General features: G+C 64.1%; 21 protein-coding genes and 1 pseudogene. 5 read left to right on the top strand and 17 right to left on the bottom strand.

Going from position 1 to position 21,938, the window contains the following annotated elements:
• Nucleotides 1–19: 19 nt before the first annotated feature.
• The 4 genes from AC1DN9_RS08850 to AC1DN9_RS08835 are packed head-to-tail and all read right to left on the bottom strand — an operon-like array spanning nucleotide 20 to nucleotide 3,438.
• Complete coding sequence (locus AC1DN9_RS08850; protein WP_478099211.1) at nucleotides 20–1,126, bottom strand: S-(hydroxymethyl)glutathione dehydrogenase/class III alcohol dehydrogenase; 1,107 nt, start codon at nucleotides 1,124–1,126, stop codon at nucleotides 20–22.
• 43 nt (nucleotides 1,127–1,169) lie between these two features.
• The gene (locus AC1DN9_RS08845; RefSeq protein ID WP_478099209.1) at nucleotides 1,170–2,006 is read right to left on the bottom strand and encodes an amidohydrolase family protein; all 837 of its coding nucleotides are present in this window, start codon (nucleotides 2,004–2,006) and stop codon (nucleotides 1,170–1,172) included.
• A 5-nt stretch (nucleotides 2,007–2,011) separates the two neighbouring features.
• A complete protein-coding gene (locus AC1DN9_RS08840) occupies nucleotides 2,012–3,010 on the bottom strand; it encodes an aldo/keto reductase (protein ID WP_478099207.1) in 999 nt (332 codons plus the stop codon).
• Nucleotides 3,007–3,438: an RbsD/FucU family protein gene (locus AC1DN9_RS08835; protein WP_478099205.1), complete on the bottom strand. Its 432-nt coding sequence runs from the start codon at nucleotides 3,436–3,438 to the stop codon at nucleotides 3,007–3,009. The genes AC1DN9_RS08840 and AC1DN9_RS08835 overlap by 4 nt, the downstream gene beginning before the upstream one ends.
• 83 nt (nucleotides 3,439–3,521) lie before the next feature.
• On the opposite strand from AC1DN9_RS08835, the gene aroQ reads away from it, so the two are divergent.
• Together aroQ and AC1DN9_RS08825 are read left to right on the top strand one after the other, a co-directional pair.
• A complete protein-coding gene (aroQ, locus tag AC1DN9_RS08830; protein ID WP_478099203.1) occupies nucleotides 3,522–3,977 on the top strand; it encodes a type II 3-dehydroquinate dehydratase in 456 nt (151 codons plus the stop codon).
• Nucleotides 3,977–4,630 carry a DNA-3-methyladenine glycosylase I gene (locus tag AC1DN9_RS08825; RefSeq protein ID WP_478099201.1) on the top strand — a complete coding sequence of 218 codons (654 nt, stop codon included), beginning with the start codon at nucleotides 3,977–3,979 and terminating at the stop codon, nucleotides 4,628–4,630. The genes aroQ and AC1DN9_RS08825 overlap by 1 nt, the downstream gene beginning before the upstream one ends.
• 81 nt (nucleotides 4,631–4,711) lie before the next feature.
• Here the strand turns inward: AC1DN9_RS08825 and AC1DN9_RS08820 are convergent, their stop codons facing one another.
• The 5 genes from AC1DN9_RS08820 to AC1DN9_RS08800 form a co-directional block, all read right to left on the bottom strand.
• Entirely contained in the window at nucleotides 4,712–6,229 is a 1,518-nt protein-coding gene (locus tag AC1DN9_RS08820; RefSeq protein WP_478099200.1) for a SpoVR family protein, read from the bottom strand.
• Nucleotides 6,226–7,509: a YeaH/YhbH family protein gene (locus AC1DN9_RS08815; RefSeq protein ID WP_478099579.1), complete on the bottom strand. Its 1,284-nt coding sequence runs from the start codon at nucleotides 7,507–7,509 to the stop codon at nucleotides 6,226–6,228. Before AC1DN9_RS08815 ends, AC1DN9_RS08820 begins: the two co-directional genes overlap by 4 nt.
• 30 nt (nucleotides 7,510–7,539) lie before the next feature.
• On the bottom strand, nucleotides 7,540–9,462 hold the full coding sequence (locus tag AC1DN9_RS08810; RefSeq protein WP_478099198.1) for a PrkA family serine protein kinase: 1,923 nt from the start codon (nucleotides 9,460–9,462) through the stop codon (nucleotides 7,540–7,542).
• Nucleotides 9,463–9,957: 495 nt separating this feature from the next.
• Nucleotides 9,958–10,929: a Bug family tripartite tricarboxylate transporter substrate binding protein gene (locus tag AC1DN9_RS08805; protein ID WP_478099196.1), complete on the bottom strand. Its 972-nt coding sequence runs from the start codon at nucleotides 10,927–10,929 to the stop codon at nucleotides 9,958–9,960.
• A 44-nt stretch (nucleotides 10,930–10,973) separates the two neighbouring features.
• A complete protein-coding gene (locus AC1DN9_RS08800) occupies nucleotides 10,974–11,846 on the bottom strand; it encodes a fumarylacetoacetate hydrolase family protein (RefSeq protein ID WP_478099194.1) in 873 nt (290 codons plus the stop codon).
• On the opposite strand from AC1DN9_RS08800, the gene AC1DN9_RS08795 reads away from it, so the two are divergent.
• The 3 genes from AC1DN9_RS08795 (at nucleotide 11,784) to AC1DN9_RS08785 (ending at nucleotide 14,489) form a co-directional block, all read left to right on the top strand.
• Nucleotides 11,784–12,638 (top strand): FadR/GntR family transcriptional regulator, encoded by an 855-nt coding sequence (locus tag AC1DN9_RS08795; RefSeq protein WP_478099192.1) that lies wholly within the window; start codon nucleotides 11,784–11,786, stop codon nucleotides 12,636–12,638. The two genes, AC1DN9_RS08800 and AC1DN9_RS08795, sit on opposite strands and share 63 nt — an antisense overlap.
• Before the next feature lie 154 nt (nucleotides 12,639–12,792).
• Nucleotides 12,793–13,788, top strand: coding sequence for a tripartite tricarboxylate transporter substrate binding protein (locus tag AC1DN9_RS08790; protein WP_478099190.1), 996 nt, complete (start codon nucleotides 12,793–12,795; stop codon nucleotides 13,786–13,788).
• Complete coding sequence (locus AC1DN9_RS08785) at nucleotides 13,785–14,489, top strand: molybdate ABC transporter substrate-binding protein (protein WP_478099188.1); 705 nt, start codon at nucleotides 13,785–13,787, stop codon at nucleotides 14,487–14,489. The genes AC1DN9_RS08790 and AC1DN9_RS08785 overlap by 4 nt, the downstream gene beginning before the upstream one ends.
• A gap of 128 nt (nucleotides 14,490–14,617) precedes the next feature.
• On the opposite strand, the gene dnaJ is transcribed toward AC1DN9_RS08785, so the two are convergent.
• The 8 genes and pseudogenes from dnaJ to garD all read right to left on the bottom strand — a co-directional run.
• A complete protein-coding gene (gene dnaJ, locus AC1DN9_RS08780) occupies nucleotides 14,618–15,748 on the bottom strand; it encodes a molecular chaperone DnaJ (protein ID WP_478099186.1) in 1,131 nt (376 codons plus the stop codon).
• Between the two features lie 100 nt (nucleotides 15,749–15,848).
• Nucleotides 15,849–17,783 (bottom strand): molecular chaperone DnaK, encoded by a 1,935-nt coding sequence (gene dnaK / locus AC1DN9_RS08775; protein WP_478099185.1) that lies wholly within the window; start codon nucleotides 17,781–17,783, stop codon nucleotides 15,849–15,851.
• A 105-nt stretch (nucleotides 17,784–17,888) separates the two neighbouring features.
• A complete protein-coding gene (gene grpE, locus AC1DN9_RS08770) occupies nucleotides 17,889–18,455 on the bottom strand; it encodes a nucleotide exchange factor GrpE (protein ID WP_478099183.1) in 567 nt (188 codons plus the stop codon).
• Between the two features lie 132 nt (nucleotides 18,456–18,587).
• Nucleotides 18,588–18,938 (bottom strand): FKBP-type peptidyl-prolyl cis-trans isomerase, encoded by a 351-nt coding sequence (locus AC1DN9_RS08765; RefSeq protein WP_286666068.1) that lies wholly within the window; start codon nucleotides 18,936–18,938, stop codon nucleotides 18,588–18,590.
• Nucleotides 18,939–19,025: 87 nt separating this feature from the next.
• A complete protein-coding gene (locus AC1DN9_RS08760; RefSeq protein ID WP_478099182.1) occupies nucleotides 19,026–19,349 on the bottom strand; it encodes a winged helix-turn-helix transcriptional regulator in 324 nt (107 codons plus the stop codon).
• Nucleotides 19,350–19,514: 165 nt separating this feature from the next.
• Nucleotides 19,515–20,372: an archaetidylserine decarboxylase gene (gene asd, locus AC1DN9_RS08755; protein ID WP_478099180.1), complete on the bottom strand. Its 858-nt coding sequence runs from the start codon at nucleotides 20,370–20,372 to the stop codon at nucleotides 19,515–19,517.
• Nucleotides 20,373–20,466: 94 nt separating this feature from the next.
• Nucleotides 20,467–21,459: a Bug family tripartite tricarboxylate transporter substrate binding protein gene (locus AC1DN9_RS08750; RefSeq protein WP_478099178.1), complete on the bottom strand. Its 993-nt coding sequence runs from the start codon at nucleotides 21,457–21,459 to the stop codon at nucleotides 20,467–20,469.
• A 74-nt stretch (nucleotides 21,460–21,533) separates the two neighbouring features.
• Nucleotides 21,534–21,938 (bottom strand): annotated as a pseudogene (gene garD, locus AC1DN9_RS08745) (galactarate dehydratase); the annotation flags it as partial.

The raw sequence follows: 21,938 nt of genomic DNA, 5'->3' as shown, positions 1-21,938 counted from the left end.
GCCCTTCTCCTATTGGCGATCAGTAGAGAACAACTCCACGGATCGATTCGCCGCTCTTCATCAGGTCGAAGCCCTTGTTGATGTCCTCCAGCGGCATCGTGTGGGTGATGAGGTCGTCGATGTTGATCTTGTTTTCCATGTACCAGTCGACGATCTTCGGGACGTCGGTGCGTCCGCGCGCGCCACCGAAGGCCGAGCCTTCCCACTTGCGGCCGGTGACCAGCTGGAACGGCCGCGTGCTGATCTCCGCACCCGCCTCGGCCACGCCGATGATGATGCTGCGGCCCCAGCCCTTGTGCGTGCACTCGAGCGCCTGGCGCATGACCTGCGTGTTGCCGATGCACTCGAAGCTGTAGTCGGCGCCGCCGTCGGTGAGCTGCACGATGGCATCGACCACGTTCGGCGTGTCCTTGAGGTTGATGAAGTGCGTCATGCCGAACTTGCGCGCCATCGCCTCGCGCGCCGGGTTCAGGTCCACGCCGATGATCTTGTCGGCGCCGACCATCCTGGCGCCCTGGATCACGTTCAGGCCGATGCCGCCGAGACCGAAGACGACCACGTTCGCGCCGGCTTCCACCTTGGCCGTGAAGATCACGGCGCCAATGCCGGTGGTCACGCCGCAGCCGATGTAGCAGACCTTGTCGAAGGGCGCGTCCTCGCGGATCTTTGCCAGCGAAATCTCCGGCGCCACCGTGTAGTTGCTGAAGGTGCTGGTGCCCATGTAATGAAAGATCTGCTTGCCGTCGAGGCTGAAGCGGCTGCTACCGTCGGGCATCAGGCCCTTGCCTTGCGCGCCGCGGATGAGCTGGCACAGGTTGGTCTTGCGCGAGAGGCAGAACTTGCACTGACGGCACTCGGGCGTGTAGAGCGGAATGACGTGGTCGCCCTTCTTGAGGGTCGTGACGCCGGGGCCGACGTCGACCACGATGCCTGCGCCTTCATGGCCGAGGATTGCCGGGAAGATGCCTTCGGGGTCGGCGCCCGAGAGCGTGTAGTAGTCGGTGTGGCAGATGCCGGTGGCCTTGATTTCCACGAGCACTTCGCCGAAGCGCGGGCCTTCGAGGTCGACGGTTTCGATGGTCAGGGGCGCGGCGGATTTCCACGCGACAGCGGCTTTGGTTTTCATGGCAAGAGAGGAAAGTGAAGGATGCGGGGAACGCCCCGATGCGTCACTTTATGCCATAGAACCTGGCCGCATTCGCGCCCATGATCGCATCCTGCTCGGAAGGCGAAAGCGCGTTCACCAACTCTCGGCCGGCGCTCACCCATTGTTCGTAGGTGCCGGCGAGATTCAACACGGGCCAGTCGCTGCCCCACATCAGACGTGAGGGGCCGAAATGCTGAAACAGGTGATCGACGTACGGTCGCAAGGCGGCCGCGTCCCAGCCAGGCGCAGCCTCGGTGGCGAGGCCCGAGAGCTTGCAGTGCACGTTGGTGGAACGCGCGAATTCCGCCATCCTGCTGGCCCACGGCTCGAACTGTCCGTGCGCGATATCGGGCTTGGCGGCGTGGTCGATCACCATGGGCAACTCGGGATGCCGTTGCGCGAACGTCAGCGCGGTTTCGATCTGCTGCGCCTTGATCAGCAGATCGAGACGCAAGCCAAGCTCGGTCATCGTCCCGATCGCGGGTTCGAGTCGCGTGTCGAGAATCCATTGCGTGTCCGGCAGGTCCTGGAGCATCGGGCGCAGTCCCTTGAGCAAGGGGGCTTGCGCAAGCCGGCGGATGCGCAGGGGCGCGTCGGGTGCCGCAAGATCGGTCCAGCCCACGACCGCGCGCACACGGCTGGCCGGGTCCGCTGCCAGCGTGAGGAGGCGCCACGTTTCGGCCTCGGTCGGCGCTGCCTGCACCAGCACCGTGCCGTCGATGCCCGCGCGATCGAGGAGCGGCAACAGGTCGGCCGGTGCGAAGTCGCGATGGATCGCGTGCAGCGCAGGCGTGTCTTCCAGCCACCCGTAGTCGCTGTAGGCCGGTGACCAGTAATGCTGGTGTGCGTCGATGCGCATGGCGCTCAAGGCCGTGCCGCGTCCAGCAGGCCCTCGCGCACAAGGGCTTCCCACAGCGGGGTGGGGATCGGTATGTCGCGGTATTGAACACTTTGCGTGATCTCGCCCGGGCTGCGCGCGCCCACGACGACCGCTGCCGCGCAGGGGCAGGCAAGCGCGAATTGCAAGGCTGCAGCAGCCAGGGGCACGCCGAAGCCGTCGCAGATCTGCGACATGCGCACGACCCGTTCGCGAATCTCGGACGCCGCGGGCCGGTAGTCGTAGTGGGCTTGCGGTGTCGCACCACTGGCGAGAATGCCCGAATTGAAGACGCCCGCGAGGATCAGCTTGACGCCCTTCGCGGTGCACAGCGGGATCAGTTCGCGGGCGGCGGAGGTGTCGAGCAGCGTGTAGCGGCCTGCGAGCATCAGGCAGTCGAAATCGCCTTCGGCCAGCGCGTCGCGGCAGGCTTCCCATTCGTTGACGCCGATGCCGATCGCGCCGAGCACGCCTTCGCTGCGCAGTCGGTGCAACGCGCGGTACGCGCCGTCCATGGCTTCCCGGAATCGCGCGGGCTGTGCGTCGCCATGCGTGTGCCGGTCGATATCGTGGATGAAAGCGATGTCGATCCGGTCGAGATGCAGCCGTTGCAGGCTGTCTTCGATCGACCGCATGGCGCCGTCGAATCCGTAGTCGAAGCGCGGCGCGAAGGGCAGGCCGCGCACATAGCCGTCGCGCTCCGCGGGCGAGTCGGGATCGGCCTGGAGCAGCCGTCCCACCTTGGTCGACAGCACGAAGCTCTCGCGCGGCTGGTGTTGCAGGAAACAGCCGAGTCGCACTTCGCTCAATCCGTGACCGTAGAGCGGCGCGGTATCGAAGTAGCGTACGCCGAGTTGCCAGGCCTGCTCGATCGTGCGTTGGGCCTCGTCGTCGGCGAGCGGCGCATACAGATTGCCCAGCGGTGCGCCGCCGAGGCCGAGCCGCAGCGGGCCCTGCAACCGGTCCAGAACGGGATTGCTTGTCATGTGGACAGCTCCGGGCGCACGACGCCCTTGCGTAACAGCACGTTGCCGTATAAGCGTGTTTCACCCGTCTGCACGATCACGAAGGCTTCGCGGGCGCGGGCGTAGAAAGTTTCGCGCGGCAACGCTTCGGCGCGAAGGGTGCGGCCTTCGGCCCGCTCCGCCGACGCCTGAAACTCCCACACGATCTCCGGCACTTCCTCCGGCGATCCGACCACCGCCATGGTGGCGATCGGCGCGTCGACGAAGTCGTCCACCGGCAACACGCTCAGCACCGCCTCCACCACCGGCACCGCGGCGCAGCCGTCCATGCGCACCAACCTTCGCGCGCAAGCCGCCGCGGGAAAGTTGGCGTCGACAATGGCGATCTCGTCGCCGTGGCCCATCGCGGCCAGCGCATGCAGCAAATCGGGGCCGAGCAGCGGATCCATTGTTTTCAGCATGGCGTGTTTTACCGCGGATCCAAGGGCCGGAGCCAGTGGTAGTGCGGTGCGACACCTGATAAAAACGGACCATGAAAAAGATCCTTGTCCTCAACGGTCCCAATCTCAACCTGCTCGGAACACGTGAGCCCGCCCAGTACGGGTACGAGACGCTCGCCGACGTCGAGCGGATGTGCCAGGAGGCAGGCGCGAAGCTCGGTGTGGAAATCGAGTGCCGCCAGTCCAACCACGAAGGCATGCTGATCGACTGGATCCACGAGGCCGGACGCGAGGTCGCGGCCGGTCGCATGCTCGGCGTCGTGATGAACCCGGGCGCCTACACGCACACTTCGGTCGCGTTGCACGATGCGATCAAGGGCGCGAGCGTGCCGCTCGTCGAACTGCACATCTCGAACGTGCATGCGCGCGAGGAATTCCGGCATCACTCCTACATCTCGCCGGCGGCGCGCGGGATCATCGTCGGGTTCGGCGTGAAGGGCTACCCGCTCGCGATCGAGGCGTTGCTGCGTGTGAGCCCGGCCGCCTGATGACGGGGCACGCAGGGCTTTTCGAAGCCTCCGACGGCACCTTGCGCTGCCGTTGGTGCGAATCGACGCAGGCCTACCAGGACTACCACGACAGCGAATGGGGTTTTCCGGTCACGGACGACCGGCGGCTTTTCGAGAAGCTGTGTCTCGAAGGCTTCCAGGCGGGGCTGAGCTGGCTGACGATCCTCAACAAGCGCGAGGCCTTCAGGCGCGGCTTCGCGCAGTTCGATGCCGAGCGCGTGGCGCGCTTCGGCGCGAAGGACATTGAACGCCTGCTCGCCGACGCGGGCATCGTGCGGCATCGGGGCAAGATCGAATCTGCCATCAACAATGCCAAGCGCGTGATCGAACTGCGGGAGGAATTCGGCTCGCTCGCGGCCTATGCGTGGCGTTTCGAACCCGAAGTCGCGACGCGGCCGAAGCGCATCACGCACGAGGCGCTGCGAGCGATGACGACTTCGCCCGAATCGGTGGCCATGTCCAAGGATCTGAAGAAGCGAGGCTGGAGCTTTGTCGGCCCGACGACCGTCTATGCCTTCATGCAGGCGATGGGGCTGGTGAACGACCACATCGAGGGTTGCCACGCGCGCGAACTGGCCCTGAAAGCCCGCGCAGAAATGGGGCTCCCCCCCAGGCTTGCTCACTTCGTGTAGCCACCCACCCCCTGCCGGGGGCAACACCAGCGGCCCGGCAGAGCCGGTTCCGCGGTGTCTCCCGAATAATGCCGCCGCCAGCTAGGACGCCTGCGGTCCCGACACCTTCCGGTGGCTGATGCGCCCCTGGGTGTCCACGCTTTCGAGGTGCACATCGAAGCCCCACAGCCGCGCGACATGCTTGAGCACCTCTTGCGAGTCATCGTGGAGCGGGCGGTTGTTGTGCTGCGTGTGGCGAAGCGTGAGGGAACGGTCACCGCGCAGGTTGACGCTCCACACCTGGATGTTGGGCTCGCGGTGATTCAGGTCGTACTGCCGTGACAGCGATTCGCGCAGTTGCCGGTAGCCGCTGTCGTCGTGGATGGCCGAGACTTCGAGTTCGGATTCGCTTTCCTTGTCGCTCACCGCGAAAAAGCGGAAATCCCGCATCAGCTTGGGCGACAGGAATTGGCCGATGAAACTCTCGTCCTTGAAATTGCGCATCGCGTAGTCGAGCGAGGTCTKCCAGTCGGAACCCGCGAGGTCGGGGAACCAGCGCTTGTCCTCCTCGGTCGGCTTTTCGCAGATGCGCCGCAAATCCGTATACATCGCGAATCCAAGCGCGTAAGGATTGATGCCGCTGTAGGCGCGATGGCCGATCGGCGGCTGGAACACGACGTTGGTGTGCGACTGCAGCCATTCGATCATGAAGCCGTCGGCCAGCAGGCCTTCGTCGTAGAGGGTGTTGAGCAGGGTGTAGTGCCAGAAGGTCGCCCAGCCCTCGTTCATCACCTGTGTCTGGCGCTGCGGATAGAAGTACTGCCCGATTTTGCGCACGATACGCACCACTTCGCGTTGCCAGGGTTCCAACAATGGTGCATTTTTCTCGATGAAATAGAGCAGATTCTCCTGCGGCTCGGCGGGAAAGCGCTTGGCCGCTTCATCTTCCTCGGCGCTGCGGCCGGCGCGCTTGGGCAGCGTGCGCCACAGGTCGTTGACTTGTTGCTGGAGGTGATGCTCGCGCTCCTCGCGGCGCACCTGTTCCTGGCTGAGCGACAGTCTTTGCGGGCGGCGGTAGCGGTCGACGCCGTGATTCATCAGGGCGTGGCAGGAGTCGAGCAGGTCTTCGACGGACGACACGCCGTGGCGCTCCTCGCACTCGCTGATGAACTTGCGGGCGTAGACGAGGTAGTCGATGATGGACGAGGCATCCGTCCACATCTTGAAGAGGTAGTTGCCCTTGAAGAAGCTGTTGTGGCCGTAGGCGGCGTGGGCGATCACCAGGGCCTGCATCGCCATGGTGTTTTCTTCCATCAGGTAGGCGATGCAGGGGTCCGAATTGATGACGATCTCGTAGGCCAGGCCCATGTGGCCGCGGCGGTAGTTCTTTTCGGTCGCGATGAACTGCTTGCCGTACGACCAGTGGCGGTAGATGACCGGCATGCCGACCGAGGCGTAGGCGTCCATCATCTGCTCGGCCGTGATGATCTCGAGCTGGTTGGGGTAGGTGTCCAGCTTGTAGCCGCGAGCGATCCGGGCGATCTCGCCGTGGTATTGCTCGATCAGCTCGAAAGTCCAGTCCGACGGGCTGGGCAAGGGCGTTCGTGTCTTGTCGTTCACGCCGTTCCTCTCTCTTTCTTGAACAGTTCGCGGAACACCGGATAGATGTCTTGCGCGTCGGCCACCTTGCGCATCGCGAAGTTCTTGTGGGATTCGAGCAGCTGGGTGTATTCCTCCCACATGTTCTGCTCGGCCTCGGCCACCTGAACATAAGCGTAGTAGCGCACGAGCGGCAGCAGGTGCTCGCTCAGCAGTTCGCGGCAACGGCCGCTGTCCTGGTGCCAGTTGTCGCCGTCGCTTGCCTGTGCGCCATAGATGTTCCATTCGGTGCTGGGATAGCGCGCGCGCACGATATCGAGCATCAGGGTCAGCGCGCTCGAGACCACCGTGCCGCCGGTTTCGGTGGCATGGAAGAACTCTTCCTCCGTGACTTCGGCGGCCTGCGTGTGGTGGCGGATGAAGACGAGGTCGATCTTCTCGTAGTGCCGCGTCAGGAACATGTAGAGCAGCATGAAGAAGCGCTTGGACATGTCCTTGCGCGCCTCGTCCATCGAACCCGAGACGTCCATCAGGCAGAACATCACCGCCTTGGCGGAAGGAACCGGCACACGCACTCGATTGCGGTAGCGCAGGTCGATCGGATCGAGGAAGGGCACGTGCTTGGCCTTGCTGCGCAACTCTTCGAGCTTGGCCTCGGTTTCGCGGATCTCACGCTGTATCAGCGCGTCCGAAACGCGCGGGCTGCGTTGCAGATGCAGCAGGTGGGCCTCGAGTTCGCGAATCTCGCGCCGCGAGTCGCCGCCGAGCGCGATGCGCCGCGCAAGGGCGCCGCGCATCGAACGCACGACGTGCAGGTTGCTCGGGTTGCCGTCACTGACGAAGCCGGCGCGGTGGCTCTTCCACTCGGGCACTTCGGCCAGTTGCGTGCGGATCAGGTGGGGCAGGGCGAGGTCCTCGAAGAAGACCCGCATGAACTCTTCCTTCGTCAGGCGGAAGACGAAATCGTCCTCGCCACCCTCGCCGTCGCCGGCTTGCGAGCCGCTGCCCGAGCCACCGCCGCCCTGCGGGCGTTCGATGCGGTCACCCTTCACGTACTCGCGATTGCCTGGATGCACGTACTCGCGGTCGCCGCCCTGGCCGTGTCCGAACACGGGCTCCGACACGTCGCGCTTGGGCAGCGTGATGTCCTCGCCCTGTTCGAGGTCCCGGATGCCACGGCCGCTGACCGCGCGACGCACGGCTTCGCCGATCTGCTCGCGATAGCGCCGCAGGAAACGCTCGCGGTTGCCAATGGACTTGTTCTTGCCCGACAACCGGCGGTCGATGATCTGCTGCAGCATGGCCACGGCCTGACCTCCTTCTTCAACTCATCATGAACTCTTGCGTACGCGCAAATACCATTCGCACAGCAGACGCACCTGCTTGGCGGTGTAGCCCTTCTGCACCATGCGATTGACGAAATCCTCGTGCTTCTTGAGCTCGTCGGCGCTGCTCTTGGCATTGAAGCTGATGACCGGCAGAAGCTCTTCGGTGTTCGAGAACATCTTCTTCTCGATCACGGTGCGAAGCTTCTCGTAGCTGGTCCACAGCGGGTTCTTGCCTGCATTGCCGGCGCGCGCGCGCAGCACGAAGTTGACGATTTCGTTTCGGAAGTCCTTCGGGTTGCTGATGCCCGCGGGCTTCTCGATCTTTTCCAGCTCGGCGTTGAGCGAACCTCGGTCGAAGACTTCGCCGGTGTCCTGGTCGCGGTACTCCTGGTCCTGGATCCAGTAGTCGGCGTAAGTGACGTAGCGATCGAAGATGTTCTGGCCGTACTCCGAGTAGCTTTCGAGGTACGCCGTCTGGATCTCCTTGCCGATGAATTCCGCGTAGCGCGGGGCCATCAGCTCCTTGATGTAGGACAGGTACTTCTGCTCGGTCTCGGGCGCGAACTGCTCGCGTTCGATCTGCTGCTCCAGCACATACATCAGATGCACCGGATTGGCGGCCACCTCGCTGCTGTCGAAGTTGAAGACCTTGGAGATGATCTTGAACGCGAAGCGCGTCGAGGTGCCGCTCATGCCTTCGTCGACACCGGCGTAGTCGCGGTACTCCTGGATGGACTTGGCCTTGGGGTCGGTGTCCTTCAGATTGTCGCCGTCGTAGACCTGCATCTTGCTGAAGATGCTGGAGTTCTCGGGCTCCTTGAGACGCGTCAGCACCGAGAACTGGGCCATCATGCGCAGCGTTCCGGGGGCGCATGGCGCATGTGCCAGCGACGAGTTGCGCACCAGCTTCTCGTAGATCTTGATTTCCTCGGACACGCGCAGGCAGTACGGCACCTTGACGATGTAGATGCGGTCGAGGAAAGCCTCGTTGTTCTTGTTGTTTCGGAACGCCTTCCACTCGCTCTCGTTGCTGTGCGCGAGCACGATGCCGTCGAAAGGAATCGCGCCGAAGCCTTCGGTGCCCTTGAAGTTGCCTTCCTGGGTGGCCGTCAGCAGCGGATGCAGCACCTTGATGGGCGCCTTGAACATTTCGACGAACTCGAGCAGGCCCTGGTTGGCGAGGCACAGGCCGCCGGAGTAGGCGTAGGCGTCAGGATCGTCCTGCGCGTAGTCCTCGAGTTTGCGGATGTCGATCTTGCCGACCAGTGACGAGATGTCCTGGTTGTTCTCGTCGCCGGGCTCGGTCTTGGCAACCGCGATCTGCCGCAGCACCGACGGGTAGCGCTTGACCACCTGGAACTTGCGGATATCGCCGCCGTACTCTTCGAGGCGTTTCACAGCCCAGGGCGAGAGGATGCGCTGCAGGTAGCGGCGAGGGATGCCGTATTCCTTCTCGAGGATCTCGCCGTCTTCCGTCGCGTCGAAGAGACCGAGCGGCGATTCGTTCACCGGCGAACCCTTGATCGAATAGAAGGGCACGTGCTCCATGAGCTGCTTGAGGCGCTCGGCGATGGAGCTCTTGCCGCCACCGACCGGGCCGAGCAGATAGAGGATCTGCTTCTTTTCCTCGAGGCCCTGCGCGCCGTGCCGGAAGTACGACACCACCTGTTCGATAGAGTCTTCCATGCCGTAGAACTCGCGGAACGCCGGGTATATCTTGATGACCTTGTTCGCGAAGATTCGCGACAGGCGAGGGTCGTTTCGCGTGTCCACCAGTTCGGGCTCGCCGATGGCTTCGAGCATGCGCTCGGCCGCAGTGGCATACGCCATGGGCTCCCGCTTGCAGATCTCAAGATATTCCTGCAGGGACAGGACCTCTTCGCGCGTACGCTCGTAACGAGCGGCGAAGTTACTGATGACATCCATAGACACCTCCATCGAGTCAGCGGGGCGCTGCCCGGAGTCTCCGTGCTGCACACGTTGCATCGTTCGCAGGAATGGTGCCAGGTGATGTGTGCACGCTTTGGATTAACTCCTCAAGCAGGAACTTGCTCAAAGCATAGAACAAAGAACGCGTCCAGCAAATTGCTTTTCGGATAAGAACCACAACGAAGTTCGAAAGTTCAGCGGAAAAGTTGCGCGACGCTCGATCAATCACAAATCCGAGTGCACGTGATGGTCGTGTCGCACAACATGTTGACGCACGATCAGCAGCGTAACCTGTCCGGTTTCGTCGCGTGCGTCTGTCGGTGCTTTCCATATTTCTTGAAGATCTATTTTCATTAGCAACGTTCGGGCCGTGCTGCTGGCGTACGAATAAACGCCGAAGTGGCGACAATCGCTCATCAATATTCGAAAGACGGCCGGCGCACAACAAAAAGGCGGCCGTCGGGCCGCCTTTTTGCATCGATTTCGCGCGGGTCATTCGACCTTGCCGATTTTTCGGACGGCTTCGGTCATGGCGCTTGCGTCCGCGTTCCAGTAGGCCTGGAACTCCGGTGCATCAAGATAGGCCAGGGGGCTGCCTGCCTTCTCGATCACCTGCGCCACGGCAGGGTCTGCCGCGACTTTGGCCGACACGGCACGGAGCCTGCGGACGATGTCGTCGGGCGTTCCCGCAGGAACGAAGAGCCCCGACCACTGCGCGAACTTCACCTTGTATCCGGCCTGTTCGAGGCTCGGCACCTCGGGAAGCGCGGCCAGCGGCCGATCGCCCCAGTGCGCCAGGGCGCGCAGCCTGCCGCCCTTGATCTGCTGCACCACGGTCGACGGCCCGCTCGCAACCGCATCAACCTGACCTCCGAGAAGCGCAACGACCGCCGGGCCCGCACCGGTGTAAGGAATGTGCGTCATGCGAAAGCCCGCTGCGTTCTTCAGCATCTCCATGGGCACATGCATGGTGCCGTAGTTGCCTGAACTCCCGTAGTTGTAAGTGCCGGGCTTGGCGCGCGCGTCGGCAACGAAGTCGGCCAGCGTCTTCCACGGCGCATCCGCGCGCACGACCAGCACCGTCGGATCGGCCGTGAAGCGGGCGATCGGCTTGAACTGGTTCATCTGATACGCGGGCTTGCGGTCCAGAATCGCGTCGGCCTCCGGAAGGATGGAGATCGACGAAAGGCTCATCAGCACGGTGTAACCGTCGGCCGGCGCGCGCGCCACGAAGCCGATGCCGACGGCGCCTCCGGCGCCCGCCCTGTTCTCGACGATGACCGGTTGCTTGAGTTCGCGGGACATGGCTTCGGCCACCGGCCGCGCCACAGTGTCGGCAACGCCGCCCGGCGGAAAGGGCACGATCATCGTGATCGGCTTTTCGGGCCACGCGCCTTGCGCGAGCGCGCCCGTGGCGACGGTGATCAGCGCGGCGCCCAGCAGCGCGCGTCGTGAGGGGTACATGGTTGTTGTCTCCATCGTGTTCTTGGTGTGCGATCTGTGCGATTTCAGGCGAACCGGTTCTCCAGCACGCCCAGGCCGTCGATTTCGATGCGGACGACGTCGCCGGACTTGAGGTACTTCGGCGGCGTCAAACCCATGCCGACGCCGGCCGGGGTCCCGGTCGCGATCACGTCGCCCGCGTGCAACGTGATGCCGCGCGAGCAGGTTTCGATCAGCGTGGGGATGTCGAAGATCAGGTCGGTGGTCTGTCCGTCCTGCCGCATTTCGCCGTTGACCCAGCAACGCACGCGGGTGCGAGTGCCGTCGAGTTCGTCGGTAGTCACAATCCAGGGCCCCATCGGGCAGAAGGTGTCGAACGACTTGCCCAGGTCCCACTGCTGGTGCCGCATCTGCACATCGCGCGCCGTGACGTCGTTGACGATGGTGTAGCCGAACACGTGCGACATCGCCGCGTCCCGTGAGATGTTGCGGCCGCTCTTGCCGATCACCACGGCAAGTTCGGCTTCGTAGTCGATCTGCGCGGAAATGGCCTCGCCGGGCAACTGCACCTCGTCATTGGGTCCGATCACGCACTCGGGCACCTTGGTGAAGACGATGGGCCAGGCGTCGACGCTGGCCGCGCTGTTCTTGAAAACCGAGCCCGACAACTCCTTGGCATGCGCGTGGTAGTTGCGGCCCACGCAAAAGATGTTGCGGCGCGGCATCGGCAGCGGCGCTTCCAGCTTGACCTCGCGCAGCGGTATTGCTTTGCCGGTCGGTGGCAATCCGGAACCGCCTGACGCCTGCGCTTCGATAAGCGACAGCGCGCCGCGATGGACCTGGGAGGCGTCGAGTTGAAGCGGTGCGATCGTCATTTGATCGTCCGAAACGAGGCCGACGTGCCGTTGGCCTTGATATTGGTAGGTGGCAATGCGCAAAATGAACTCCTCGATGGCGACCAAATGCTACCAATCGAATACCAAGTTCACAATAGAGCCCGGCCCGCGCCGAGGTTGTTACGATCGGAGCGCCCCCATCAACCCAACGAATTCGCGATCGTGCACAGTGCCCTGACCCTCCGGGAAGCGATTCTCGAGAACCTGAAGTCACGGACGTGGCGGGCCGGCCATCGCCTGCCGACCGAGCGGGAGTTCAGCGGCCAGTACGGGCTCAGTCGTTCGACCGTGCGCCGGGTTCTGGCGGACCTGAAAGGCAGGGGCCTGATCACGCAGACGGTGGGCAGCGGGACCTATGTCAGCGACGAAGTGGGACGCGCCTTGGCCGAGATCACCAGTGGCGAGTCACCGCTGGCAACCAGTCCGGCCGAACTGATGAGCGCCCGCCTGGTGCTCGAACCCGCCATCATCGCGATGGTGATCGGCAACGCGACCGTGGCCGACTTCGACAGAATGGACAACTGCTGCGAAAGAGGCGAGGCGGCAGCGACCATCGAGGAGTTCGAATTGTGGGACGGCAAGCTGCACGAGGCGATCGCCGACGCCGCGCACAACGCCTTCATCTCCACCGTCTTCCAGCGCATGAACGAAGTCCGCGCGCAAAGCGAATGGGGCATGTTAAAGCGCCGCAGCGCCACGCCCGAACGCCGGCTGGCCTATCAGCGTGAGCACCGCGATCTGGTCGCGGCCTTGAAGGACCGTGACGCCACGCGTGCCAGCGAACTGTGCCTCGGCCACCTGGTCCACGTGCGGCGCAACCTGCTCGGCTACTGAGCGCGCGCCGGCGGGCGTTGCGGAAAACCCGCCCTCGCATTGACCCGACGCGGCCCCATCGGTATATTGGTTTGCATTGGCGTGGCAGCATACCAATCAATACCAAATCCGAGAGTGACCGAAACGGCGGATCGCCCTCCACCTGGAGACAACCGTGAAGACACTGTGGACCCGATGTCTGCGTCTGAAGGCGCGTTGGTGGGCTGCGGCGCTGATTGCGGCGGTGCCGTGTGTGGCGGCCCATGCCCAGGACTACCCGTCGCGGCCGGTGCGGATCATCGTGCCGTTCGCCGCCGGCGGCCCGGCCGATGTCTATGCGCGCTTCGTCGCAGTGCGGCTGGGGGAGGCGCTGGGTCAGGGTTTCGTGGTGGATGACCGGCCCGGTGCCGGATCCGTCATCGGCACCGACGTGGTTGCCAAGAGCGCGCCGGACGGCTACACGCTGCTCCTGATGTCGAATGCGCATACGGTCAACGAGTCGCTCATTCCGAACAAGCCTTACCAATTGATGCGCGACTTCGTGCCGATCGCCGCCATCAATTCCTCCGACCTCGTGCTTGTGACGCGCAGCGGCTTGCCGGTGAACAACCTGGGTGAGTTGATCAAGCTCGCCAAGGCGAAGCCCGGTGCGCTGACCTATGCGTCCTCCGGCCCGGGCACGCCCTATCACCTGGCGGGCGAACTCTTCAAGGCGATGGCGGGCGTGTCGATCCTCCACATCCCCTACCGGGGCAGCGCCGGCGCGCGCACCGACATCCTGGGTGGTCAGGTCGACATGATGTTCGACGCCGTGCCGACCATGACGGAGCACGTGCGGGGCGGCCGGGTCAAGGCAATGGCGACCACCGGCTTGGCGCGTTCGGCGGTCATGCCCGATGTTCCGACGGTGGACGAAGCCGGCGTGCCCAAATATGAAGCCACGATCTGGCTCGGCCTGATGGCGCCGAAGGGCACGCCTACGGCCATCGTCGACCGATTGAACGCCGAAGTGCAGAAGATCGCGTCGAATCCCGAAGTGATTCGCGCCTGGAAAGCGCAAGGCGCTACACCCATGCCGATGAACGTCGCCGACTTCACGCGTTACGTGAGCCAGGACATCGACAAATGGGCGCGGATCGTCAAGATCTCGGGCGCCAAGGCGGACCAATGAACATTCTGTGCGCGGGCGCCGCGCAAGGTCTGGTGAAGGCTTTGCAAGGGGTGTTCCTGGAACTGACCGGCGCCAAGATCGAGGGCCGTTTCGGCGCTGTCGGCGCGATGAAGGAAGCGCTCCTCGCGGGCGAGCCTTGCGACGTCATGGTCGTCACCGCCGCCATGATTGCCGATTTGCAGGCCGAAGGGCGCCTCGTGCGGAGTTCGGAGTCTTCGCTGGGCCGCGTTCGCACCGGGATCGCAGTCCGTGAGGGTGAGCCGCGGCCGGATATCGCGACGCCCGAAGCGCTCAGGGCCAGCTTGCTTGCCGCAAGGGCGATCTATTTTCCGGATGCGCTGCGTTCGACCGCCGGCATCCATTTCGCAGCCATCCTGGAAAAGCTCGAGATTGCTGCGGCGGTGGCGTCGCGCCTGCGCACCTTCCCGAACGGCGCCACCGCCATGAGGGAAATGGCGGCCGACCCGACGCCCGGCGCCATCGGCTGCACGCAGATCACGGAGATCAACTACACGCCCGGTATCGCGCTCGTGGGCCCACTGCCCGCGGCTTTCGAGCTGACCACGATCTACACCGCCGCCGTCAGCACGAACACGCGCCAGCCAGACCTTGCACGCCGCTTCGTCGAACTGATCGCAGGCCCAAGATCACGCTGTCTCCGTGCGCAAGGAGGCTTCGAATTCACCCCACCTCCGCCGTAGTTGCCGCCCAGCGAAGCCCGGCCCCTTTCGTGAAACACCGCGGAACCGGCTCCGCCGGGCCGCTGGTGTTGCCCCCGGTAGGGGGTGGGCGGCTACACGAAGTGAGCCAACCTGGGGGCGAGCCACATTCAGCTAAAGAATTCCTTGGCCTTGTCGAACCAACCCTTGTCGGTCGGGCTGTGCTTTTCGCCGCCCTTCTTGAGCGACTCGTCCAGTTCCTTCAGCAATTTGCGCTGGTGCTCGGTGAGCTTGACTGGGGTTTCGACGCGGACGTGGCAATACAGGTCGCCGGGGTAGCTCGACCGCACGCCCTTGATGCCCTTGCCGCGCAGGCGGAACTGCTTGCCGCTTTGCGTGCCGTCAGGAATATCGATCGCCGCCGGGCCCTTGAGCGTCGGCACGCTGATCTCGCCGCCGAGCGCGGCCGTGGTGATGCTGACCGGCACCACGCAGTGCAGGTCGTCGCCGTCGCGCTCGAACAGGTCGTGCTTCTTGAGACGTATCTCTATATAGAGGTCGCCGGGCGGGCCGCCGTTGGTGCCGGGTTCGCCGTTGCCGGTGCTGCGGATGCGCATGCCGTCGTCGATGCCGGCCGGGATCTTCACTTCCAGCGTCTTGTTGTTCTTGATCTTTCCCTGGCCGTGACAGGTGATGCACGGTTCCGGGATGATCTTGCCCGAGCCATGGCAGGTCGGGCAGGTCTGCTGCACGCTGAAGAAGCCCTGGCGCATCTGGACGGCGCCTTGGCCGTGACAGGTCGTGCAGGTGATCGGCTTGGTACCGGGTTTCGCGCCCGTGCCCTTGCAGGTGCCGCAGTCGTCCCAGCTGGGTATGCGGATCTGGGCGTCCTTGCCGTCGGCCGCCTCCTCGAGCGTGACTTCCATCGCGTAGCTCAGGTCGCTCCCACGGTACACCTGTCGCCCACCCTGGCGGCCACCGCGCTGGCCGAAGACGTCCCCGAAGATGTCGCCGAAGGCTTCCGCGAAGCCGCCGAAGCCTTCCGCGCCCGGACCGCCGCGCATGTTGGGGTCGACGCCCGCATGGCCGTACTGGTCGTAGGCGGCGCGCTTCTGCGAGTCCGACAGCATTTCGTAGGCTTCCTTGACCTCCTTGAACTTGTTCTCGGCGTCCTTGGAGTCCCCGTGGTTGCGGTCAGGGTGGTGCTTCATCGCAAGCTTGCGATAAGCCTTCTTGATTTCTTCCTCGCTTGCGTTCTTGGGAACGCCGAGGGTTTCGTAGTAGTCGCGTTTGTTGGCCATGATCGGGGTCGGGCGGAGTCGTCGTCAGGAAGCAGGGTCAGGAAGCGGAAAAGGCTGGCCCACCTTGCAGCGGGTCCAGCCTTGGTTCAGGGCATGAAGATCAGCCCTTCTTGACTTCCTTGACTTCGGCGTCGACCACGTTGTCGTCCGCCGGGGCACTTGCAGCTTCCGGGCCAGCGCCGGCCGCGCCGCCGGCCGCACCGGCCGCTGCCTGCGCGTCAGCGTACATCTTCTCGCCGAGTTTCTGGCTGGCGGTCATCAGCGTGTTGGTCTTGTCCTCGATGGCGGACTTGTCTTCACCCTTCAGGGCTTCCTCGACGTCCTTGATCGCAGCTTCGATCTTTTCCTTTTCGCCGGCATCCAGGCTTGCGCCGTGTTCGCCGAGCGACTTCTTCACGCTGTGAACCATGGCTTCGCCCTGGTTGCGAGCCTGGGCCAGTTCGACCTTCTTCTTGTCCTCGGCCGCGTTGAGTTCGGCGTCCTTCACCATCTTCTGGATCTCGTCTTCCGACAGGCCCGAGTTCGCCTTGATGGTGATCTTGTTTTCCTTGCCGGTGCCCTTGTCCTTGGCGCCGACGTGCAGGATGCCGTTGGCGTCGATGTCAAAGCTCACCTCGATCTGCGGCGTGCCGCGCGAGGCCGGCGGAATGCCTTCGAGGTTGAATTCGCCGAGCAGCTTGTTGCCCGAGGCGATCTCACGCTCGCCCTGGAACACCTTGATCGTCACGGCCGGCTGGTTGTCCTCGGCGGTCGAGAAGGTCTGCGCGAATTTCGTCGGGATCGTGGTGTTCTTCGTGATCATCTTGGTCATCACGCCGCCCATGGTCTCGATGCCGAGCGACAGCGGGGTCACGTCCAGCAGCAGCACGTCCTTGCGGTCGCCCGAGAGCACCTGGCCCTGGATGGCGGCGCCGACGGCCACGGCTTCATCGGGGTTCACGTCCTTGCGCGGGTCCTTGCCGAAGAACTCCTTGACCTTGTCCTGCACCTTGGGCATGCGGGTCATGCCGCCGACCAGGATCACGTCGCTGATGTCGGAGACGCTGACGCCGGCATCCTTGATGGCGGTGCGGCAGGGGGCGATGGTGCGTTCGATCAGTTCGTCGACCAGGCTTTCGAGCTTGGCGCGCGTCAGCTTGATGTTCAGGTGCTTCGGACCCGAGGCATCGGCCGTGATGTAGGGCAGGTTGATGTCCGTCGCGGCGCTGTTCGACAGTTCGATCTTGGCCTTTTCGGCCGCTTCCTTCAGGCGTTGCAGCGCGAGCACGTCCTTGCTCAGGTCGACGCCTTGTTCCTTCTTGAACTCGGAAATGATGTAGTCGATGATGCGCTGATCGAAGTCCTCGCCGCCGAGGAAGGTGTCGCCGTTGGTCGACAGCACTTCGAACTGCTTTTCGCCGTCAACGTCCGCGATCTCGATGATCGAGATGTCGAAGGTACCGCCGCCGAGGTCATACACGGCAATCTTGCGGTCGGCCTTGTCGTGCTTGTCGAGGCCGAAGGCCAGCGCTGCAGCGGTTGGCTCGTTGATGATGCGCTTGACGTCCAGGCCCGCGATGCGGCCGGCGTCCTTGGTGGCCTGGCGCTGGCTGTCGTTGAAGTAGGCCGGCACGGTGATGACCGCTTCGGTCACCGTCTCGCCGAGATAGTCTTCGGCCGTCTTCTTCATCTTGCGCAGGATTTCGGCGCTGATCTGCTGGGGAGCGAGCTTCTTGCCGCGCACTTCGACCCAGGCGTCGCCGTTGTCGGCCTTGGTGATGCTGTAAGGCATCAAGTCGATGTCCTTCTGGACTTCTTTTTCTTCGAACTTGCGGCCGATGAGGCGCTTGACCGCGTAGATGGTGTTCTTGGGGTTGGTGACCGCCTGACGCTTGGCCGAGGCGCCGACCAGCACTTCGCCGTCCTCCTGGTAGGCCACGATCGAAGGCGTCGTACGGGCGCCTTCAGAGTTCTCGATCACGCGCGTGGCGTTGCCTTCCATGATCGACACGCACGAGTTCGTGGTGCCGAGGTCGATGCCGATGATTTTGGCCATGTTGTTGCTCCTGGGAATCTGAAATGAGGTTGTTGTGAACTTGTGGATAACCGGGTGCGATTCAAGGGATGAAGCGGGGGTTTCCTGTGGGTTTCTTGTGGGTTTTCAGCTCGGGCTGCTGACGGTCACGAGGGCGGGGCGCAGGATGCGGTCCGCGATCGTGTAGCCCTTTTGGAGAACGCCGACGATGGTGTTGGGCGCTTGTTCCGGCGCCGGCACCACGGAGATCGCCTGGTGCAGGTGCGGATCGAACTTGCTGCCGGACGCGGGGGCGATTTCGATGACCTTGTTGCGCTCCAGCGCGCTCTTGAGTTGCCGCAGCGTGGCTTCGGTGCCTTCGCGCAGATGCTCGATCGTCGCGTCCTGCACTGTCAGTCCGGCTTCAAGGCTGTCCAGCACGGGCAGGAGGCTTTCGGCGAATCCTTCGATCGCGAACTTGCGGCCCTTGCTGACTTCTTCGTCCGCACGGCGGCGCGCGTTCTGCACGTCGGCTTGGGCGCGCAGGAACTGGTCGGCCAGTTCGGCGTTCTTTGCCTTGAGCTCGGCGATCTCGGCCTGGGCGGAGGCGAGCGCGTCGGCCTCGTTCGCAGCTTGCGCGGCTTCCAGTTCTTCTGGGCTGGGCTCGCCTTGCAAGGAATCAGGGTTCAGTTGGGGGTTTTGCGGGTCTGACATGCTCAAAAAAGCCGGCGGCCAGGCCGGAAATCAACGAAAACAAACAATAGGCAGGCATCTGGGGCCAGGCGCCAAGGTTTTCAAGGCAAAAAAATGCGCCGGTGAGGGCGCATTTCGGGGAGCTGAAACAGCTCAATGCGCGTCGAGCAGCTCGACGTCGAACTTCAGGGTGGCGTTCGGTGGGATGACGCCGCCTGCGCCGCGCGCACCGTAGCCCAGGGAGGCCGGGATGATCAGCGTGCGCTTGCCGCCGATTTTCATACCGGCGACGCCTTCGTCCCAGCCCTTGATGACCTGGCCGGCGCCGAGCGAGAAGGCAAAGGGGTCGTTGCGGTCGCGGCTGGAGTCGAATTTGGCGCCTTGCACGCCGTCGTTGTAGAGCCAGCCGGTGTAGTGCACGTGCACGTGATGGCCAGCCTTGGCTTCGGCGCCGTCGCCGACCGTGGTGTCTTCGTACTGGAGGCCGGAGGGGGTGGTGGGCATGGTTCGCTCCTTGGAATGTGGAAGGAAACCGCGCAGTTTAACGAGGCCGGGACCGCCCCCGCCGGGGCTCGATGGCAGGTCGGGCCTTCAGGGGGTGGGCGGGGGCACTTTCTTGACCTGGCCCTGCTGCCATTTCCCGGCGAAGGCCTGCAGGTCGGAAAGCCGCTTGAGCAGATCCTGCCCACTGAGCGTCAGGCTGTAGCCCTCGCGGCCGTGGTTGACGAGGCCTGCTTCACGCAATTCCTTGATGCGGGTGTTGAGCGTGTTGGGCGTGATGCTGCCGACGCTGTCCTGCAAGAGGCGGAAGGTCTGCGCATGGCCGTCCCGGAGGGCCCAGAGGACGCGCAGCGCATAGCGAGCTTCCAGCAGCGCGAGCAATTGGCTGACGGCTGCGTTTTCCTTGCTGCTCATCGACTTCATCTCCTCGGGGCGCGACGGCCTGATGTCCGCCTGTTTTTCTTATGACAGGTGCGTGACCACTCAAAATGGCCGGCGACTATATCCCGAAAGGTCGATTGCTACAAGTTTTATAGCTGTGAATGCAAGCCGGATGCGGGCTGTGGCCCGTTCGCTACATCAGGCGACGTGATCTGAATAGGTGGCCATCGCCTCGCCCAGGCGGATCGGGCGCGCGGGCGCCCATGCCGGATTGAAGACCACCGGCGGTGCGGGAAACAGCATCACGACGGTCGAGCCCAGGAGGAAGCGGCCCATCTCTTCGCCTTGCCGGAGCGTGATTTGCTGGTCGGCGTAGTGCCATTCGCGCACCTCGCCGCTGCGCGGCGGATTCACCACGCCGTGCCACGCGGTCGCCATGCTGCCGACGATGGTCGCGCCCACCAGCACCAGCACGAAGGGGCCGCGTGCCGTCTCGAAGACGCACACCACGCGCTCGTTGCGCGCGAAGAGGCCCGGCACGCCGCGCGCCGTGGTCGGATTGACCGAGAAGAGGTCGCCAGGCACATGGATCATCCGCAGCAGGCGGCCGTCGCAGGGCATGTGGATCCGGTGGTAGTCCTTGGGGCTCAAGTACAGCGTGGAGAAACTGCCCTGCGTGAACTGCGCGGCGAGCGCCTTGTCGCCGCCGACCAGCGCGGTGGTCGAGTAGCTGTGGCCTTTGGCCTGGAAGATCTGGTCGCCTTCGATCGGGCCGAACTGGCTGATGGCGCCGTCGACGGGCGACACCAGGTCGGCCCGCGCGATAGGACGCGCGCCGGGTTTCAGCGCGCGCGTGAAGAAGTCGTTGAAGCTCGGGTAGCTCGCGATGTCGCTGTCGAGTGCCTCGCCCATGTCGACGCCGTACTTCGCGACGAAGCGGCGGATGATCCAGGTCGTGACGGCGCCGCGTTCGTTGCCCGCGACCCAGCCGGCGAAAGTGGTCAGCGCTTGCTTGGGGAGCAGATACTGCGACAGGACGGCAAGGCGATCGGACAAGGCTGCTTTTTTGGCGAATGGGTGGGCGATTCTAACGAGCGCTCAGGCGGGCGCCGGCCCCCCCAACGCGGCCTGCGGCCCCCTCGGGGGCAGTTCACTCCGCCTTGATATTCGCCGCCTTGATCACCTGCGCCCACTTCTCGACCTCGGCCTTCTGGAAGGCCGCGATCTGCGCAGTCGTCATGTCGGCTGGCTCCATGCCGAAGCTCTTGAGCTTCTCCTGCATGTCGGGCTGCGCGAGGATCTTGCGGATCTCGGTGTGCAGGCGATCGATGATCGGCGCGGGCGTGCCGGCCGGCACGAAGATCGCCTGCCACGACACCACTTCGAAATCCGTGAGCCCGGGTATGCCCGATTCGGCGATCGTGGGCACGTCCGGCATCGAAGGCAGGCGCTTGGCCGAGGTGACCGCGATCGCGCGCAGCTTGCCGCTCTGGATGTGTGGGCCGGCGACCACCGTGGTGTCGAACATCATGTCGACCTGTCCGCCGATCACGTCCTGGATGGCCGGGCCGCTTCCCTTGTAAGGGATGTGCGTGAACCTGACGCCGGACTTGTACGCCAGGAGTTCGAGCGCCAGGTGCTGCGAGGTGCCCGTCCCGGCTGAAGCCGAGGACAGGCCACCGGGCTTGGCCTTGCTGGCCGCCAGCACGTCCTTGAGCGTCTTGAATGGACTGGCCTGGTTGACGACCAGCACAACAGGATTGGTGCCGATCAGCGTCACCGGCGCGAAGGACTTCAACGGGTCGTAGCCGATCCTCGGATACAGGCTCACGTTGATGGCGTGCGAACTGATGGTGCCGCCCAGCAGCATGTAGCCGTCGGGCGCGGCGCGCGAGGCGACCTCGGAGCCGACACTGCCGCCGGCGCCGCCCTTGTTGTCGACGATGACGTTGGTGCCGAGCACCGGGCCGAGCTTCTGTGCGATCAGGCGGCCCAGTACATCGGTCGTGCCACCGGCCGGGAAGGGGACGAGGTAGGTGATCGTCTTCCCGGTTGGCCATTGGGCCTGCGCGAAGGCAGGCAGTTGCGGAAGGGCCCCGCCGAGCGAGGCGAGGGCGGTTTGGATGAGGGTGCGGCGTTGCATGTTGTCTCCAGGGGTTGGAATGCCGCGGTTCCGATTGTTGGAGGTTGCGGGCTTTCGATGAGTCAAACTTGAGTTCAGGTCACGGGCGCGGGATTGAAGAGCACCAGTGCGTTGTGCAGCTTCCACTGCTCCGCCCAGGTCTTCTTCTTGCCGCTCGCCACGTCGAGCATGAGTCGGAACAGTTCCCAGCCTACGTCCTCGATGGTCACCTCACCGTCGGCGATGCGGCCCGCGTTGACGTCCATCAGGTCGTGCCAGCGGCGTGCGAGGTCGCTGCGCGTGGCGACCTTGATGACCGGCACTTCGGCCAGTCCGTACGGTGTGCCGCGGCCGGTCGTGAACACATGCAGGTTGATGCCCGCTGCCAATTGCAGCGTGCCGCAGATGAAATCGCTGGCCGGCGTCGCCGCGTAGATCAGGCCCTTCTGGCGCACCTTCTCGCCCGGCGAGATCACGCCCGAGATCGGCGCGCTGCCCGA

Source organism: Variovorax sp. 05L425 (assembly GCF_056397705.1).
Note: the sequence above shows the minus strand (reverse complement) of the source record. Positions and strands in the feature narration are given on the sequence as shown.

Coding starts and splice junctions, on each gene's coding strand:
- AC1DN9_RS08850 (WP_478099211.1), bottom strand. CDS start 1,126: ATGAAAACCAAAGCCGCTGTCGCGTGGAAATCCGCCGCGCCCCTGACC.
- AC1DN9_RS08845 (WP_478099209.1), bottom strand. CDS start 2,006: ATGCGCATCGACGCACACCAGCATTACTGGTCACCGGCCTACAGCGAC.
- AC1DN9_RS08840 (WP_478099207.1), bottom strand. CDS start 3,010: ATGACAAGCAATCCCGTTCTGGACCGGTTGCAGGGCCCGCTGCGGCTC.
- AC1DN9_RS08835 (WP_478099205.1), bottom strand. CDS start 3,438: ATGGATCCGCTGCTCGGCCCCGATTTGCTGCATGCGCTGGCCGCGATG.
- aroQ (WP_478099203.1), top strand. CDS start 3,522: ATGAAAAAGATCCTTGTCCTCAACGGTCCCAATCTCAACCTGCTCGGA.
- AC1DN9_RS08825 (WP_478099201.1), top strand. CDS start 3,977: ATGACGGGGCACGCAGGGCTTTTCGAAGCCTCCGACGGCACCTTGCGC.
- AC1DN9_RS08815 (WP_478099579.1), bottom strand. CDS start 7,509: ATGCTGCAGCAGATCATCGACCGCCGGTTGTCGGGCAAGAACAAGTCC.
- AC1DN9_RS08810 (WP_478099198.1), bottom strand. CDS start 9,462: ATGGATGTCATCAGTAACTTCGCCGCTCGTTACGAGCGTACGCGCGAA.
- AC1DN9_RS08805 (WP_478099196.1), bottom strand. CDS start 10,929: ATGTACCCCTCACGACGCGCGCTGCTGGGCGCCGCGCTGATCACCGTC.
- AC1DN9_RS08785 (WP_478099188.1), top strand. CDS start 13,785: ATGAACATTCTGTGCGCGGGCGCCGCGCAAGGTCTGGTGAAGGCTTTG.
- dnaJ (WP_478099186.1), bottom strand. CDS start 15,748: ATGGCCAACAAACGCGACTACTACGAAACCCTCGGCGTTCCCAAGAAC.
- dnaK (WP_478099185.1), bottom strand. CDS start 17,783: ATGGCCAAAATCATCGGCATCGACCTCGGCACCACGAACTCGTGCGTG.
- grpE (WP_478099183.1), bottom strand. CDS start 18,455: ATGTCAGACCCGCAAAACCCCCAACTGAACCCTGATTCCTTGCAAGGC.
- AC1DN9_RS08765 (WP_286666068.1), bottom strand. CDS start 18,938: ATGCCCACCACCCCCTCCGGCCTCCAGTACGAAGACACCACGGTCGGC.
- AC1DN9_RS08760 (WP_478099182.1), bottom strand. CDS start 19,349: ATGAGCAGCAAGGAAAACGCAGCCGTCAGCCAATTGCTCGCGCTGCTG.
- AC1DN9_RS08750 (WP_478099178.1), bottom strand. CDS start 21,459: ATGCAACGCCGCACCCTCATCCAAACCGCCCTCGCCTCGCTCGGCGGG.